The 13,889-nt window shown below is 72.5% G+C and carries 13 protein-coding genes; 11 read left to right on the forward strand and 2 right to left on the reverse strand.

The features are described 5' to 3' along the window. Nucleotides 1-14: 14 nt before the first annotated feature. Genes FB470_RS29465 through FB470_RS29475 form a run of 3 tightly spaced genes read left to right on the forward strand, consistent with a single transcriptional unit; the run spans nucleotide 15 to nucleotide 4,182 of the window. Nucleotides 15-1,841, forward strand: coding sequence for a serine/threonine protein kinase (locus FB470_RS29465; RefSeq protein ID WP_306996683.1), 1,827 nt, complete (start codon nucleotides 15-17; stop codon nucleotides 1,839-1,841). After that, the gene (locus tag FB470_RS29470; protein ID WP_306996685.1) at nucleotides 1,838-2,926 is read left to right on the forward strand and encodes a hypothetical protein; all 1,089 of its coding nucleotides are present in this window, start codon (nucleotides 1,838-1,840) and stop codon (nucleotides 2,924-2,926) included. The genes FB470_RS29465 and FB470_RS29470 overlap by 4 nt, the downstream gene beginning before the upstream one ends. Continuing rightward, on the forward strand, nucleotides 2,923-4,182 hold the full coding sequence (locus FB470_RS29475; protein WP_306996687.1) for an ABC transporter substrate-binding protein: 1,260 nt from the start codon (nucleotides 2,923-2,925) through the stop codon (nucleotides 4,180-4,182). Before FB470_RS29470 ends, FB470_RS29475 begins: the two co-directional genes overlap by 4 nt. 99 nt (nucleotides 4,183-4,281) lie before the next feature. Here the strand turns inward: FB470_RS29475 and FB470_RS29480 are convergent, their stop codons facing one another. Together FB470_RS29480 and FB470_RS29485 are read right to left on the reverse strand one after the other, a co-directional pair. Then, nucleotides 4,282-4,860: a TetR/AcrR family transcriptional regulator gene (locus FB470_RS29480; RefSeq protein WP_306996689.1), complete on the reverse strand. Its 579-nt coding sequence runs from the start codon at nucleotides 4,858-4,860 to the stop codon at nucleotides 4,282-4,284. Between the two features lie 67 nt (nucleotides 4,861-4,927). Beyond that, nucleotides 4,928-5,608, reverse strand: coding sequence for a nitroreductase family protein (locus FB470_RS29485; protein WP_306996690.1), 681 nt, complete (start codon nucleotides 5,606-5,608; stop codon nucleotides 4,928-4,930). Between the two features lie 223 nt (nucleotides 5,609-5,831). Here FB470_RS29485 and FB470_RS29490 point away from each other — a divergent pair, with 223 nt between their 5' ends. From FB470_RS29490 to FB470_RS29525, 8 genes are all read left to right on the forward strand, one after another. Next, nucleotides 5,832-6,872, forward strand: a complete 1,041-nt coding sequence (locus tag FB470_RS29490) for a Gfo/Idh/MocA family protein (RefSeq protein ID WP_306996693.1) — start codon at nucleotides 5,832-5,834, stop codon at nucleotides 6,870-6,872. A 72-nt stretch (nucleotides 6,873-6,944) separates the two neighbouring features. Further along, entirely contained in the window at nucleotides 6,945-7,697 is a 753-nt protein-coding gene (locus FB470_RS29495; protein ID WP_306996695.1) for an IclR family transcriptional regulator, read from the forward strand. Nucleotides 7,698-8,075: 378 nt separating this feature from the next. After that, entirely contained in the window at nucleotides 8,076-9,467 is a 1,392-nt protein-coding gene (locus tag FB470_RS29500) for an MFS transporter (protein WP_306996697.1), read from the forward strand. A 4-nt stretch (nucleotides 9,468-9,471) separates the two neighbouring features. After that, entirely contained in the window at nucleotides 9,472-10,326 is an 855-nt protein-coding gene (locus FB470_RS29505) for an alpha/beta fold hydrolase (protein ID WP_306996699.1), read from the forward strand. After that, nucleotides 10,326-10,958 carry a nuclear transport factor 2 family protein gene (locus tag FB470_RS29510; protein WP_306999549.1) on the forward strand — a complete coding sequence of 211 codons (633 nt, stop codon included), beginning with the start codon at nucleotides 10,326-10,328 and terminating at the stop codon, nucleotides 10,956-10,958. The genes FB470_RS29505 and FB470_RS29510 overlap by 1 nt, the downstream gene beginning before the upstream one ends. A gap of 8 nt (nucleotides 10,959-10,966) precedes the next feature. Continuing rightward, nucleotides 10,967-11,803 (forward strand): sugar phosphate isomerase/epimerase family protein, encoded by an 837-nt coding sequence (locus FB470_RS29515; RefSeq protein ID WP_306996701.1) that lies wholly within the window; start codon nucleotides 10,967-10,969, stop codon nucleotides 11,801-11,803. Next, nucleotides 11,800-12,711 carry a dioxygenase family protein gene (locus FB470_RS29520; RefSeq protein WP_306996703.1) on the forward strand — a complete coding sequence of 304 codons (912 nt, stop codon included), beginning with the start codon at nucleotides 11,800-11,802 and terminating at the stop codon, nucleotides 12,709-12,711. The genes FB470_RS29515 and FB470_RS29520 overlap by 4 nt, the downstream gene beginning before the upstream one ends. Further along, entirely contained in the window at nucleotides 12,708-13,790 is a 1,083-nt protein-coding gene (locus FB470_RS29525; RefSeq protein WP_306996704.1) for a maleylacetate reductase, read from the forward strand. The genes FB470_RS29520 and FB470_RS29525 overlap by 4 nt, the downstream gene beginning before the upstream one ends. Nucleotides 13,791-13,889 lie beyond the last annotated feature (99 nt).

The raw sequence follows: 13,889 nt of genomic DNA on the forward strand, positions 1-13,889 counted from the left end.
GTAACCTGTGGTGAGTGGGCTTCGAGGAAGAGCCACCAGAGCCAGGCAGCGCGCTCGGGCCCGGCGAGCTGGTCGCCGGGCAGTACGAGGTCCTCACGTGCTTCGCGCGCGGCGCGTTCGGGTTCGTGCACCTCGCCCGTGACCGCAACCTCGACGGCAAGCAGGTCGTGCTCAAGGGCCTGACCCGCCCGCACGACACCGCCGCGATCAAGCTCGCCGAGCACGAGAGCCGGGTGCTGACGGCGCTGGAACACCCCAACATCGTCCGCATCTTCAACGTCGTGAGCCACCGGGGACAGCGGTACCTGGTGATGGACCACGTCGACGGGCCCTCGCTGCGCACGGTCCGCGAGTCCGGCGGCCTTTCGATCGCCGACGCGCTGGCCGCCGCCGTGCAGATCCTGGGCGCGCTGGACTACCTGCACCGGCAGGGCCTGCTGTACTGCGACATGAAGCCGGACAACGTGATCCGCACCGGCGACACCGTCAAGCTGATCGACTTCGGCGCGATCCGCCGCACCGGCGACCGGGACAGCGTCGTCCTGGGCACTCCGCCCTACCTGGTCGGGCGCACCGAGATCCGCGAGCACGGGCTGACCGAGCGCGCCGACATCCACGCCGTCGGGGTGATGCTCGACGAGCTCGTCGAGTGCGGCGCCGGCGATCCGGGCGCCGAATCGTTCCGCCGGCTCGTGGCGCGCGCGCGGACCGACTACGACCGGCGGTTCGCCGACGTGCCGGAGATGCTGCGGCAGGTGCGCGGCGTGCTGCGGGAGGTCCGGTGCCTGGCCGACGGGCGGCCGCGCCCGGCCCGTTCGGAGGTGTTCGCCGAGTCGGCCGCGCTCCTGGACGACGGGCTGAGCCTGGCCCCGCCGCTGACCGCGTGGACCACCGGCGGGACGGCCACCCTCGGCGACGGGCGCCCGGCCCCGGCCGCGGTCGCGACCGGCCTGCCGGTCCCCCACCCCGACCCGGCCGATCCGCAGACCCCGCTGCTGCGCACCGTCCGCGCGCCGGACCCCGCGCGGCTGCTCACCAAGCTGGCCGTCCTGCCGGCGTCGGTCGAGGTGGACTTCCACCGCGCCCGCGCGCACCTGGAGGCCGGGAACGAGAGCGCGGCCGCGCACTGCCTCGCCGCCGCGGAACGGAACCTGGGCTGGCGGGCCCACCACGACTGGCGCACCAGCTGGCACCGCGGGCTGCTGGCACTGGCCGAGGACCGGGTGAGCGAGGCCGCCGACCTGTTCGACGACGTCTACCGGTCCACGCCGGGTGAGCCGGCACCCAAGCTGGCGCTGGGGTTCTGCGCCGAGCACCTGGCGCGACCGGACACCGCCGCCCGCTTCTACGAGTCGGTGTGGGTGTGCGACCGGTTGTACGTCAGCGCCGCGTTCGGGCTGGCCCGCGTCCGGCTGCGGGCCGGTGAACGGGCCGCGGCCGTCGCGATCCTGGACGAGGTTCCGGAGATCTCGCTGCACCGCCACGGGGCGGAGGTGGCCGCGGTCCGGATCCTGGCCGGCCACCTGCCCGGTGGCCCGCGGCCGTCGGCGGAGGACATCGCCACGGCGGCGGACCGGCTGCGAACGCTCACGCTGGACGGCGAGGAGACGTGGCAGCGCCTGGCGACCACCGTGCAGGAGAGCGCTTTCCGGTATGTCCTCGAGCACGGCGACGGTGCGCTCCCGCCGGGGCCGGTGCTCGGGGATCCGGTGTCGGAGAAGGGTTTGCGGGACCGCCTCGAGGCGTCCTATCGCGCACTGTCCCGCCAGGCCCGCACCGCGAACGAGCACGCCGTGCTGATCGACCGGGCGAATGCCGTGCGGGCGAGGTCGCTGTGGTGACGTCGACGACGCGGCGCGTGCTGGTCCGGTTGCGGCTGGCCCTGCTGGTGAGCACGGTCGCCGTGCTGGCCACCTCGTTCGCGACGGTGCGCGGCGTGCAGGTGGCCGCCGAGACCGTGCGCGACCGCACCGCCCAGGCCGTGATCGAGGTGACGGCGGCGAAATCGGCGCTGATCCGGGCCGACCGCGCCGCGGTGCACAGCTTCTCCTCCGGCGAGGTCCGGCTCGCCGGAGCCGGTACCGAGTACGCGACGCAGACCGCGCTGGCCGGCCAGAGCCTGACCCGCGTCGCGGAGCTGAACGAGGCCGGCGAGAGCGGGAGCCGGATCCTGCGTCTGGTCGAGGGACTGCTCGCGGCCTACCGGGCGGCGGTTGCGCAGGCCGACGCGCACTACCGCCAGGGTGGTGGCGAAGTCGTCGGCACCGCCGATCTGTGGGACGCCTCGTCCCAGCTGCTGCACTCCTCCGACGGGGTGCTCGAGCAGCTCGACGAACTGCGGTCGGTGCAGGAGCAGGCCCTGGCGAGTCAGCTGACCAGCGGCTGGCTGCACCCGGCTACACCCGCGCTGTGGGCGGGCCCCGTCGCGCTGCTGCTCGCGCTGCTGTGCGTCACGCAGCTCTACCTCGGGAAGCGCTTTCAGCGCATCCTGAACCCGCAGCTGCTGGCCGCCACCGCGCTGCTGCTCGGGCTGTGCGCGAGCATGATGTTCACCCTCGTCGCGGCGCACCGGCTGGACACCGCGCGCGACCGGCTCACCACCGTCCTCGCCGGCTGGGACCGCCGGATGGCCTTCACCGACGCCGACGGCCAGGACGACCTGCTCCGGCTGGTCGCCGCGCACTGCCGGGACGGGCGCTGCGGGGCGACCGTCGACGCGGCGGGACCGGCGCCGGCCGGCGTCACCGGCTCGATCCCCGACGAGGCGACCACCGCCGCGGGCACTCGCGAGGTCAACGACCGGCTGGACGCCGCCGCCGCGACCAACCAGCTGCCCCTGGTCGTGCCCGCCGTGACGCTCGCCATCGCCGTCCTCGCCGGGTGGGGCCTGCACCCCCGGCTCGACGAATACCGGTTCCGCTCATGAGACACCTGCTCGGCGCCCTGCTGCTGCTCACCGCGTGCCTGGCCGGCTGCGCACCCGCCACCGGCGCCGGCACCATCACCGTGCTCGCGTCGTGGACCGGTGCCGAAGGCGCGGCGTTCGAACAGGTGCTGGCCGGGTTCACCGCCCAGACCGGCGTCCGCGTCCGGTACCAGGGCACGCGCGCGGTGTCGCAGGTGCTCGCCTCCGACGTGCAGAACGGCAACCCGCCGGACATCGCGGTCGTGCCGAACCCGGGCGAGCTGGTCACCTACGTGCGCTCGCACAACCTGTACCCGCTGGACGACGTGCTCGGCGGCGCGCCCGCGGACATCTACGGTCCACAGTGGCTCCAGCTGCAGACGGCCGGGCAGGCGCACCTGTACGGCATCGCGGTCAAGGTCGACCTCAAGAGCATCGTGTGGTTCAACCCGGCGCTGCACGCCCTGACGCAGCCGCGCACCTGGGACGAGTTCGCGGCGGCCACCAGCGCGCTGCCGTGGTGCCTCGGGCTGAGCGCGCCGCCGGTGTCCGGGTGGCCGGGCACCGACTGGATCGAGGACGTCCTGCTGCACCAGGCCGGCCCGGACAGCTACCGGCAGTGGGCGGCCGGGCAGCTGGCCTGGACCTCGCCGGTCGTGCGGCGGGCGTGGCAGACGTGGGGCGCGCTGATGGCCCGCACCGTCGGGGACAACCCGGCCCGCGTGCTGCTCACCAACTTCGCCGACGCCGCCACGGGCATGCTGAACAGCCCGCAGAGCTGCGGTTTCGACCACGACGGGTCGTTCATGCTGGCCCGCTACCCCGCCACCGGGCGGGCGCTGGACTTCGTCGCCGTCCCGCCCGCCGGACCCGACGTGGCGCCGGGGACGTCCGAGGTGTCGGCGGACCTCGCCGGGATGTTCACCGACAACCCGTCGTCGCGGGCGCTGATCCGCTACCTCGCGAGCCCGGCCGGGCAGGAGGTCTGGCCGCGGGTCAGCGGTGGCAGCGCGTTCTCGGCGACCCGCTCGGTGGACCTGCGGGTGTACGAGGGCAACCCGACGGCGCGCAAGGTCGCCGAGACGCTCCGCTCGGGCGGCACGCTGTGCTTCGACGCCTCCGACCTGATGCCCGCCACCATGACGAACGCCTTCTACCGGGCGGCGCTGGAGTTCCTGGCCGACCCCGGCCGCCTGGACACACTGCTGACGCAACTCGACCAGATCCGCCTGGGCGTGCCGCCGCAGGAGTGGCTGAGCGTCCCCTGTGGACGGTGACCGGCTCCGGCGGACCGGCACGCCGGGTGCCGTCCGCACGCGGGGTACCCGGCGAGCGAGTTCTTCCCGTGATCAACCTGAGCTGATCAGCTCGGGAGATCAGGATGAGGCGGCCACCACTGCCGCGTCGATGAGGGTGGCTGCGGCGTCCCGGGCCACGCGTCCGGCGCGCTGACTTCGATCCATGCGCGCCGACTGGGCGACCCCGTCCCAGAGCAGGTGCAGTTGCTGCCCCAGGGCGTCCGGATCCGCAGCTCCGGCCTGTGAAGCGAGCGTTGAGAAGGTGTTGCGCAACCACGCGCGATAGGCGTCGGCCGCGGCGGCCGCGCTCTCGGCATGAGCCTCAGCGGTCGCGTTGGCGAAGGCGCAGCCTCGGTAGCCGGGCTCGCCCGCGAGCTCGATCAGGACGTCGAAGATCGCGAGCAGCCCGTCCCGCGGGGAAGACCGGCGACCGATCGCCCGCTCGACGCGCTCTCGCAGAGCACGATGGCGGTCCTCGAGGTACGCGGCGATCAACCCGTCCTTCGAGCCGAACGCGCTGTACAGGGTCGCCTTGGCGACTCCGGCCTCGGCGATCACCCGGTCGATCCCGACCGTGTGCACACCCTCTTGGTAAAACAGCTCGCCGGCGGTGGCCAGCAGCCGTTCACGGGGAGTTGCGGAGGCGTCGGTGGACACGGAGCTCAGCCTAACGGCCGGCCGGCACAGCGCGACGCCCCTGGCGATCGCGGCGGCATGCCGGTGCCTACCAGCGGTTCCAATGGCTGAAGTTCCTGTCGTCGGCCCGCGGCGCCGGCTTGAAGTCGGTGCCGATCGTGTAGGCGATGGGGATCAACGCGACCTGGACGGTCGTGTCGAACGGGATACCGAGGAGATCAGCCATCTCCCGCTCGTAGTTCAGGTGGCCGGCGGTCCACGCCGTGCCCAGGCCGCGTTCCCGCGCGGCGAGCATGAAGCTCCAGACCGCGGGAAGGACCGAGCCCCAGTTGTGCGCTTGCCCGCGGGTCGTGGCGAGTTCCTCGCGGCATGCGACGCGCACCACCGGGATCATCAGCACCGGCACCTCGTGCAGATGCCGGACCAAGTGGCCGAGGCTTCCGCGGATCCGTCCCCATTCCGCCGACGCGAAGCTCATCCGGCTCGGGAGTGGCGCACCGTGGTGCTCGTCCGGCGAGCCGGCCATCAGGCCGGCCCGCCAGAGGTCGGCGACCTCCGCCTTCGTCGCCGGGTCGTCGACGAAGACGAAGTCCCACTGCTGCTGGTTGCGGCCGGTCGGGGCCTGGGTGGCGACCTTCACCGCCTCCTGGATCAGCTCTCGCGGAACCGGCCGGGTCAGATCGAGGCGCCGGCGAACTGCGCGCGTGGTCGTCAGGACCTCGTCGGCGGTCAGTCCCAGAGTGTCGAACGCCGAACCTGTGCCAGTCATGGTGTCACTCCCTCGAAGAGCGGGCTGAGCGGCGAGCAGTGAAGGTCGGCAGACAGACCTGTCTGTTCGCCACGGCGAGGCTAGCAGAAACCACGATCACCGAGGAACTGCGTCGCCGGGCCGAAAGTGGGTGCCACTCAGTGGCACTCGGTTGTGGTGCCTCGACGGGTGCGGCGATGACAATCCCGGCACAGGAACCGCACGGACCGGGAGGCCTCCGTTCATGGCACGACAAGACGCGCAGCGCTGCAGGGTGGGGTTGATCGGGGCCGGCACGTTCGGCCTGCGGCACAGCCGCTTCATCGCGCGCTCGGACCGGGCCGGCCTGGTGGCCGTGGCCGATCCCACGTTCGGTTCGGACCGGCCCGTGCCGGACGAGCTGCGGGAGGTCGCCCGCTACGCCGACCACCGGGAGATGCTGGCGCGCGGAGACCTCGACGGCGTCATCGTGGCGAGCCCGAGCGAGATGCACGTCGCCCACGCCCTCGACTGCCTCGACGCCGGCGTCGCGGTCCTCGTCGAGAAGCCGGTGGCCGTCGACCGTGAGCAGGCGCGCCCGTTGCTCGACCGGGTCGCCGAGGACCCGCGGGCGCGGGTTCTCGTCGGACACCACCGGCGCCACCACCCCGCGGTGGCCGCGGCCCGGTCCCTGATCGAGGAGGGGCGGCTCGGCGAGATCCGCGCCGTCGCCGCGGTCTGGGCCACCCACAAGACGGACGCCTACTTCGAGATCGAGTGGCGACGGCGGCGCCCCGGCGGCGGGATGCTGCTGATCAATCTGATCCACGAGGTCGACCTCCTCCGTCATCTGGTGGGTGAGATCACCTCGGTGCAGGCGATCGCCTCGAACAAGGCCCGCGGGCTCGAGGTCGAGGACACCGCCGGGCTCGCCCTGCGGTTCGAGAACGGCGCGATCGGCACCCTGGTCGGCTCCGACTCCGCGGTGTCGCCGTGGGGCTGGGACCAGGCCACCGACGACGATCCCGCCTTCCCGTACCACCCGGGGCAGCCCTGCCTGCTGATCGCGGGCTCGCGAGGGTCCGTCTCGGTGCCGGACATGACGGTGTTCACGCAGCCGGAGCCGTCCTGGCTCGAACCGGTCGCGCAGAGCCGTGTCCCGGTCCAGGGCGCGGACGCCTTCGCGCGGCAGCTGGCGCATTTCGCGGACGTCGCGGCCGGCCGGGCCCGGCCGCTCGTCACGGCCGAGGATGCGCTGCGCAGTTTCGAGGTGGTACGCACCGCGGCCCAGTCGCTGGCGGGTTGATCCTTTCCGGCGAGCCGTGCGGGCAACGTCGATTGCTGAACGTGGAGAAGTCCGGCCGGAGGTGCGGGAGTGATGGCCGGTAATTCCTCCAGTCCGGGGCAGAGCGTCTCCGGGCGGCTCCTCGCGGTGCTGGACTGCTTCGACGTGGCGCACCCCTCGCTCACCCTCACCGAGATCGCGGCCCGGGCCGATCTGCCGCTCTCCACGGCCCGGCGGCTGATCGGCGAGCTGGTCGCCTGGGGCGGACTCGAACGCCTGCCCGACGGCCGTCACTTCCGGATCGGGATCCGGCTGTGGCGGATCGGCTCGCTGGCGCCGCGGCAACGGGTGTTCAGCGAGGCGGCCTTTCCGTTCATGCAGGACCTCTGCGAGGCCACTCGGGAGAACGTCCAGCTCGCGGTGCTCGACGACGGTGAGGCGCTGTGCGTCGAGAAGATCTCGAGCCGGCGGGCCGTGCCGACCGCCACCCTCGTCGGCGGCCGCTTGCCGCTGCACGCTACCGCCGTCGGCAAGGTGCTGCTCGCCTTCTCCCCGCCGCAGGTGTGGCGCGACCTCGCCGCGGCCGGGCTGGCCGCCCTCACCCGCAACACGATCGTCCAACCGGGACGGCTGGCGGCCGCACTGGACGCGGCGGTGGAGCACGGCGTCGCCTACTCGTACGAGGAGATGACCCTGGGTGCGGTGTCGGTGGCCGCACCCATCCACGACGGCTCCGGCAGGTTGCAGGGTGCCCTGGGCATCGTGACGCACTCGCACCTGCGGGTGGACGCGCTCGGGCCGGCAGTGCGCACGGCGGCCCTCGGGATCTCCCGGCGGCTCAGCTGACGACCGAACTCCTTCGGCCCGGCAGTGCCGAGATCGCCTGCAGGTGCCCGGAACAGTCTCGGCGCCCCGGTCTCGCGTCCGTGGAGCAGCGCCGTGCCCGCCGGGTGCGGCAGCCGTCCGCCGGATCCCGCCGCAGTGCGTCGACCACGCCGGCGCGTCGACGCCGTTGGCCTGGACGAGGTCGCTCCACACAGGCGGCACCTGGACGACCGGGCCGCCCACGATTCCCGGCAGCCGGGTGGTCCCCGTCGCCGTGCCGCTCAGCGGCAGCTGCCACTGGATGGCAGTCGAGGCTGGCGGCCGCCGCGCGGGACCGGCGACCATCCCTTCGCCGCCCCGACGGGCACCATCCGAGTCCCCCACAGATGCGAGGTCTCAATGTCTGCGACTGGCACAGTCGACGTACGCGCCGTCATCGATCGAAATCCGCTGGGCAGGTTCCAGCTCGCAGCCCTGTTCGCCTGCCTGCTCTGCATCGTCGTCGACGGCCTCGAGGTCACGGTCGCCGGCTTCCTCGCCACGCAGCTCAAGGCGGACTGGGGAGTCACCACCGCCCAGCTCGCCCCGGCGGTGACCAGTGGCCTGGCCGGGCTGGGCCTCGGCTCGTTCGTGGCCGGCCCGCTCGGGGACCGGTTCGGTCGCAGAACCGTGATCGCGTGGTCGATCGCGGTGTTCGCCGCCGCGACCCTGCTCACCGCCCTGACCACCGGTGTCCTCGCCTTCAGTCTGCTGCGCCTGGTGACCGGGCTGGGCCTCGGCGCGTCCATGCCGAACGTCGCGGCGCTGGTCACCGAGACGGTCCCCACCCGGCGCAGGCGGACCACCGTCGCGATCATCTGGGCGGGGTTCCCCGCCGGGGCGGCCATCGGCGCTCTCGCGATCCCGTTCGTGGTGGCCGGGGCGGGGTGGCGGACGGCGATCGTGCTGTGTGGTCTGGTGGGGGTGGCGATCCTGGTCGTGGTGCTGGTGCGGCTTCCCGAATCTCCGCGGTTCCTGGCCAACTCGGGTCGTGACCACGAGCGGCTCGTCCGCTTCTGCACCCGCATCGAGCCCGGCAGCGCCCATTCCGGAACCGTCTTCGCCCGCGAGACCACGGCGCGGACCCGCGCCTACCCGATCGCGCTGCTGCTCAAGCGGCCGCTGCGGACCGGGACGCTCACGCTCTGGCTGGGCTACATGGCCGTGATGTTCACGGTGTACCTCACCAACACCTGGCTGCCGTACCTGTTCACCGCGGCGGGTTTCAGCACCGGCGAGATCTCCCTGCTCACCACCCTGCTCCAGGTCGGCGGGGTGATCGGCTGCGCGGTGATCGGACTGCTGCAGGAACGGACCGGCCCGCACCGGACGCTCGTCCTCACCTCGATCCTCGGCGCGGCGATGGCGCTGCTCATCGCCGTGTCGCCGCGGTCGACCCTGCTGCTCGCCGTCCTGATCTTCGTACTGGGCATGTGCACCAACTCGATCTCGACCGGGTACACCGTCATCTCGACGACCTTCTACCCCACCACCATCCGTTCGACGGGCACCAGCTGGACAGCGGGGATGTCGCGGGCCGGTGCCGTCGCGGGTGGCGGTGCCGGCACCGCGCTGGCGAGCATCGGGCTCGGGTTCCAGCAGGTCTTCCTGCTGCTCCTCGTCCCGATCGCGATCGGCGCGCTGTGCATGGTCGTCAAGGGACGGGTCTACCGGGATCGCGTCCCGGTTCCGCACTCCCCCGCCCTGCTGGGGGACGGCCCGGCTCCGCTCACCACCACGAAGGAAGGCTGACCAGATGTCCGATTCTCCCGTGGAGTTCGACCACGTGACGAAAGAGGTGGCCGACGGCGTACGTCTGCACGCCGTGGTCGCCGGTTCCGGGCCCGCGCTCGTGCTCGTGCACGGCTGGCCGCAGACCTGGTACGAATGGCGGCACGTCATTCCCGGGCTGGCACGCACCCACACCGTCATCGCGGTGGATCTCAAGGGCGCGGGGCAGTCGTCGAAGCCCCTGACCGGCTACGACAAGGTCACCATGGCCCACGAACTCGACGAACTGCGCAAGCTGCTGGGCTTCGACCGGGTGAAGGTCGTCGGTCACGACATCGGGGCGATGGTGGCCTACGCCTGGGCGGCCACGCACCGCGACACGGTCACCCACCTCGGGTTCCTCGACGCGCCACTGCCCGGCGCTTCGCTCTGGGAGGGCATCTTCGCGGACCCGAAGGTGTGGCACTTCCCGTTCCACATGCACCGCGACATGCCGGAGTTCCTGATCCAGGGCCGGGAATACGGCTACGTCGAGGCGTTCTTCCGCGACCGCGGTACCAACCACGCGGCGTTCACGGACGAGGAGATCGGCCTCTACGCCCGAGCGCTGGCCCAACCTGGCGCCACCCGCGGCTCACTCGAGTGGTACCGCGCGTTCCCCCAGGACGCCGAGGACAACCGCCGGCTCGCCCAGGAACCCCTCACCATCCCCGTGCTCGCCCTCGGCGGCGCGGACCGATGGGGACCCCGCATCGTGGACATGCTCCGGGAATTCGCCACGAACGTCACCGGAGGATCCATCCCGGACTGCGGGCACTGGGTCGTCGAGGAACGCCCCGCCGCCGTCCTGGCCGCCCTCGACACCTTCCTGGCCGCGTGATGGCCACGCCGGCTCCGGCCGAGGACCGGACCGCGATCCGCCAGCTGGTCGAGAACTGGGCGATCTGGCGGGACGCCGGTGACTGGGATCGCTTCGCCACCGTCTGGCACCCCGTCGACGGGTGGATGACCGCGACGTGGTTCCAGGGCCCCGCCCGGGACTTCATCGCCGTCTCGCGTGAGGGCTTCGACCGCGGCGTCTCGATCCTGCACTTCCTCGGCGGGCACAGCGCCGACGTCGCGGGCGACCGGGCCATCGCCCAGACGAAGATGACGATCAACCAGCGCGCGGAGGTCGACGGGGTGCTGGTTGACGTGGTGTGCACCGGACGGTTCTACGACTTCTGCGCCCGGCACGAGGGGGCGTGGACGATCGTGCGCAGGCAGCCGATCTACGAGAAGGACCGGCTCGACGTCGTGGACCCCGGCGCTTCGCTCGCGCTCGATCCCGAGCTGCTCGGCCGGTTCCCGGCCGGCTACCGCCATCTCGCCTACCTGCAGACGAAGGCGGGTTTCACGGTGAAGGCCGGTCTCCCCGGCCTCACCGGGCCGGCGGTGCAACAGCTCTACGACGAGGGCGCGAAATGGCTCGCAGGTTCGGCAACAGCCGGTGACCCACACGCCGGGGAATGAGGAATTCGATGACAGACCTACACCTGACCTGCAGCGCGAGCACGCTGCGCTGGGCCGACCTGCACACGCGCGTGTCGGCCGTGGCCGCGGCGGGGTTCGCGGGGATCGGCTTGCGCATCTCCGACTACCTGGACTCCGGGCTGTCCGACGGCGAGATCCGCGGCCTGCTGGACCGCCACGGTCTGCGGGTGCTCGAGCTCGAGCACCTCTGGGACTGGGCGCCGGGCCCGGACCCCGTGGAGGAGGCGATCTTCCGATTCGCCGACCGGATCGGGGCGCGCCAGCTCAACGTGCCGATGTTCGGCGAGTACCCGCTGGCGGACCTGGTGGAGCCCTTCGGTGCGCTCTGCGACCGGGCGGCCGATCACGGCCTGCTCGTCGGGTTCGAGTTCCTTCCCTACAGCGGGGTCCGGACCCTCGGCGAGGTGTGGCAGATCGTGGCCGCCGCGGGCCGTCCGAACGGCGGAGTGATCATCGACCTCTGGCACTGGTTCCGCTCCGGGGCGCGGGTCGCCGACCTCGCGGACATCCCGGCCCCGGCGTTCACCTCGCTGCAGCTGTGCGACGTCGCGGCCGAACCCGGTCCGCAGATGGCCGAGGAGTCCCGCCACGGGCGTCTCCTGCCCGGTGAAGGCGCCGGGGACACCCAGGGTCTGCTGCAGGCGTTGCGGGAGCGCGGGATCACCGTGCCGGTGTCGGTGGAGGTCTTCTCCGACGACCTCGACGCCCGGCCCGCGACCGAGTCGGCGCGGATGGCCTACGACGCCTCCGCGGCCGTGCTGCGGCAGGCGGACCTGGACGCGCCCGGCTGGGCCACGACACGGGATCGGGAGGACGTGCGATGACGGCCGAGGAGTCAGCGAGGCCGGGGACCGGCTCCGGGTTCAGCGAGGAGGACTCCGCCGGGGTCGTCGTCGAGAGCCTGCGGAACACCCCGGACCAGCGCCTCAAGGAGGTGCTGACCAGCCTGGTCGAGCACCTGCACGCGTTCGTCAAGGACGTCGAACCCTCCCACGCCGAGTGGCAGGCCGGCATCGACTTCCTCACCGCGGTCGGCCACATGTGCGACGACACCAGGCAGGAGTTCGTGCTGCTGTCGGACGTGCTCGGCGTCTCGATGCTGGTCGACGCCATCAACAACCGAAGGTCGGCCGCGGCCACGGACACCACCGTCCTCGGGCCCTTCCACATGGTGGAGTCCCCGCCCCGCGAGCTGGGGGCGACCATCTCCCTCGACGGGAACGGCGAGCCGTGCGTGTTCGCCGGGCAGGTCACCTCGAGCGACGGGACGCCGCTGCCCGGGGCCGTGGTCGACGTGTGGCAGGCCAACGGCGCCGGGTTCTACGACGTCCAGCAGCCGGACGTGCAGCCCGAACGCAACCTCCGCGGCCTGTTCACCACCGACGAGCACGGGCGGTTCTGGCTGCGCACGGTGGTCCCCCGCTACTACCCGATCCCGGACGACGGGCCTGTGGGACAGCTGCTGGCGGCCACCCGGCGGCACCCGAACCGGCCCGCGCACATCCACCTGATCGCCGAAGCCGCCGGGCACGCCTCGCTGACCACGCACGTGTTCGTCGAGGGCAGCCCCTACCTGGACTCCGACACCGTGTTCGGCGTGAAGGAGTCGCTGATCCGCCCGGTCACCGTCGTCGACGACCCCGCCCGGGCCGAGCACTACGGCGTCGGGAACCCGTTCCGCCTGCTCGAATTCGACGTCGTCCTCGACCCCCTCGGGGAGGCCGGGCGATGACGCGCGACTTCGTCCACGAGAGCAGGCCCGGACGCGTCGTCTTCGGCGTCGGCGCGCGTGACCGGCTGACCGACGAGGTCGAGCGGCTGGGACTGAAGCGGCTGCTGGTCGTGTCCACACCGCCGCAGGCCGGCCTCGCGGCAGCACTCGCGAAACCGCTCGGCGAGCGCGTCGCCGGGCTCCACCCGCACGCCGAGATGCACGTGCCGGTCGCAACCGCCGCGGCGGCCGTGGACCGGGCCCGCGACAGCGGCGCCGACGGATGCCTGGCGGTCGGCGGCGGGTCCGCGGTGGGGCTCGCCAAAGCCATCGCGAAGGAGACCGGCCTGCCGATCGTCGCCGTCCCCACCACCTACGCCGGGTCGGAGATGACCTCCGTGTGGGGCCTGACCGACTCCCTGGGCAAGACCACGGGCCGGGATCCGCGGGTGCTCCCGGCGCTGGTGATCTACGACCCGTCCCTCACGGTCACCTTGCCCGCGGCGATGTCGTTGACCAGCGGCATCAACGCGCTGGCGCACTCCGCGGAAGCCCTCTACGCACCGGACGCATCTCCGATCACCACGCTCATGGCGGCGGAGTCCGTCCGGGCTCTGGCGAGCGCGCTGCCGCGGGTCGTCGCCGCCACCGACGACCTCGGCGCCCGCGCGGACGCCCTCTACGGCGCGTGGCTCGCCGGGTCGGCCCTCGGGGCGACGACGATGTCCCTGCACCACAAGCTGTGTCACGTGCTCGGCGGCGCATTCGACCTGCCGCATGCCGAGATCCACACCGCGGTCCTGCCGCACGTGCTCGCCGTGAACCTCGCCGCCGCCCCGCAGGCACTCACAGCCCTGCAAAAAGCACTCGACGCCGAGGACCCCGCGGCGCACCTGTACAGCCTCGCCCGGAACCTCGGCGCCGAAATGTCGCTCGCTCGGCTGGGCATGCCGCAGGCCGGAGTGGACACCGTCGTCACCCGCGTCCTCGCCGCCCCCTACGCCAACCCTGCGCCCGTCACGGAGACCACCCTGCGCCGGCTGCTCACCTCAGCGATGGCAGGCACCCCGCCTCCCGCGTGGACGCGCCCGCCGGCTTGACTCCCGGGCGACGACCGCGTTCCGGCAGCTGCCTGGCGACGAGAGCCGGACCGCCGGGCACCGTGGGTGTCCGGCGCAGGTCCTCGAACCCGGAGCCGC

Origin of the sequence: Amycolatopsis thermophila, assembly GCF_030814215.1 — a bacterium.
Classification (GTDB): domain Bacteria; phylum Actinomycetota; class Actinomycetes; order Mycobacteriales; family Pseudonocardiaceae; genus Amycolatopsis_E; species Amycolatopsis_E thermophila.

Coding starts and splice junctions, on each gene's coding strand:
- FB470_RS29475 (WP_306996687.1), top strand. CDS start 2,923: ATGAGACACCTGCTCGGCGCCCTGCTGCTGCTCACCGCGTGCCTGGCC.
- FB470_RS29485 (WP_306996690.1), bottom strand. CDS start 5,608: ATGACTGGCACAGGTTCGGCGTTCGACACTCTGGGACTGACCGCCGAC.
- FB470_RS29490 (WP_306996693.1), top strand. CDS start 5,832: ATGGCACGACAAGACGCGCAGCGCTGCAGGGTGGGGTTGATCGGGGCC.
- FB470_RS29495 (WP_306996695.1), top strand. CDS start 6,945: ATGGCCGGTAATTCCTCCAGTCCGGGGCAGAGCGTCTCCGGGCGGCTC.
- FB470_RS29500 (WP_306996697.1), top strand. CDS start 8,076: ATGTCTGCGACTGGCACAGTCGACGTACGCGCCGTCATCGATCGAAAT.
- FB470_RS29505 (WP_306996699.1), top strand. CDS start 9,472: ATGTCCGATTCTCCCGTGGAGTTCGACCACGTGACGAAAGAGGTGGCC.
- FB470_RS29510 (WP_306999549.1), top strand. CDS start 10,326: ATGGCCACGCCGGCTCCGGCCGAGGACCGGACCGCGATCCGCCAGCTG.
- FB470_RS29515 (WP_306996701.1), top strand. CDS start 10,967: ATGACAGACCTACACCTGACCTGCAGCGCGAGCACGCTGCGCTGGGCC.
- FB470_RS29520 (WP_306996703.1), top strand. CDS start 11,800: ATGACGGCCGAGGAGTCAGCGAGGCCGGGGACCGGCTCCGGGTTCAGC.
- FB470_RS29525 (WP_306996704.1), top strand. CDS start 12,708: ATGACGCGCGACTTCGTCCACGAGAGCAGGCCCGGACGCGTCGTCTTC.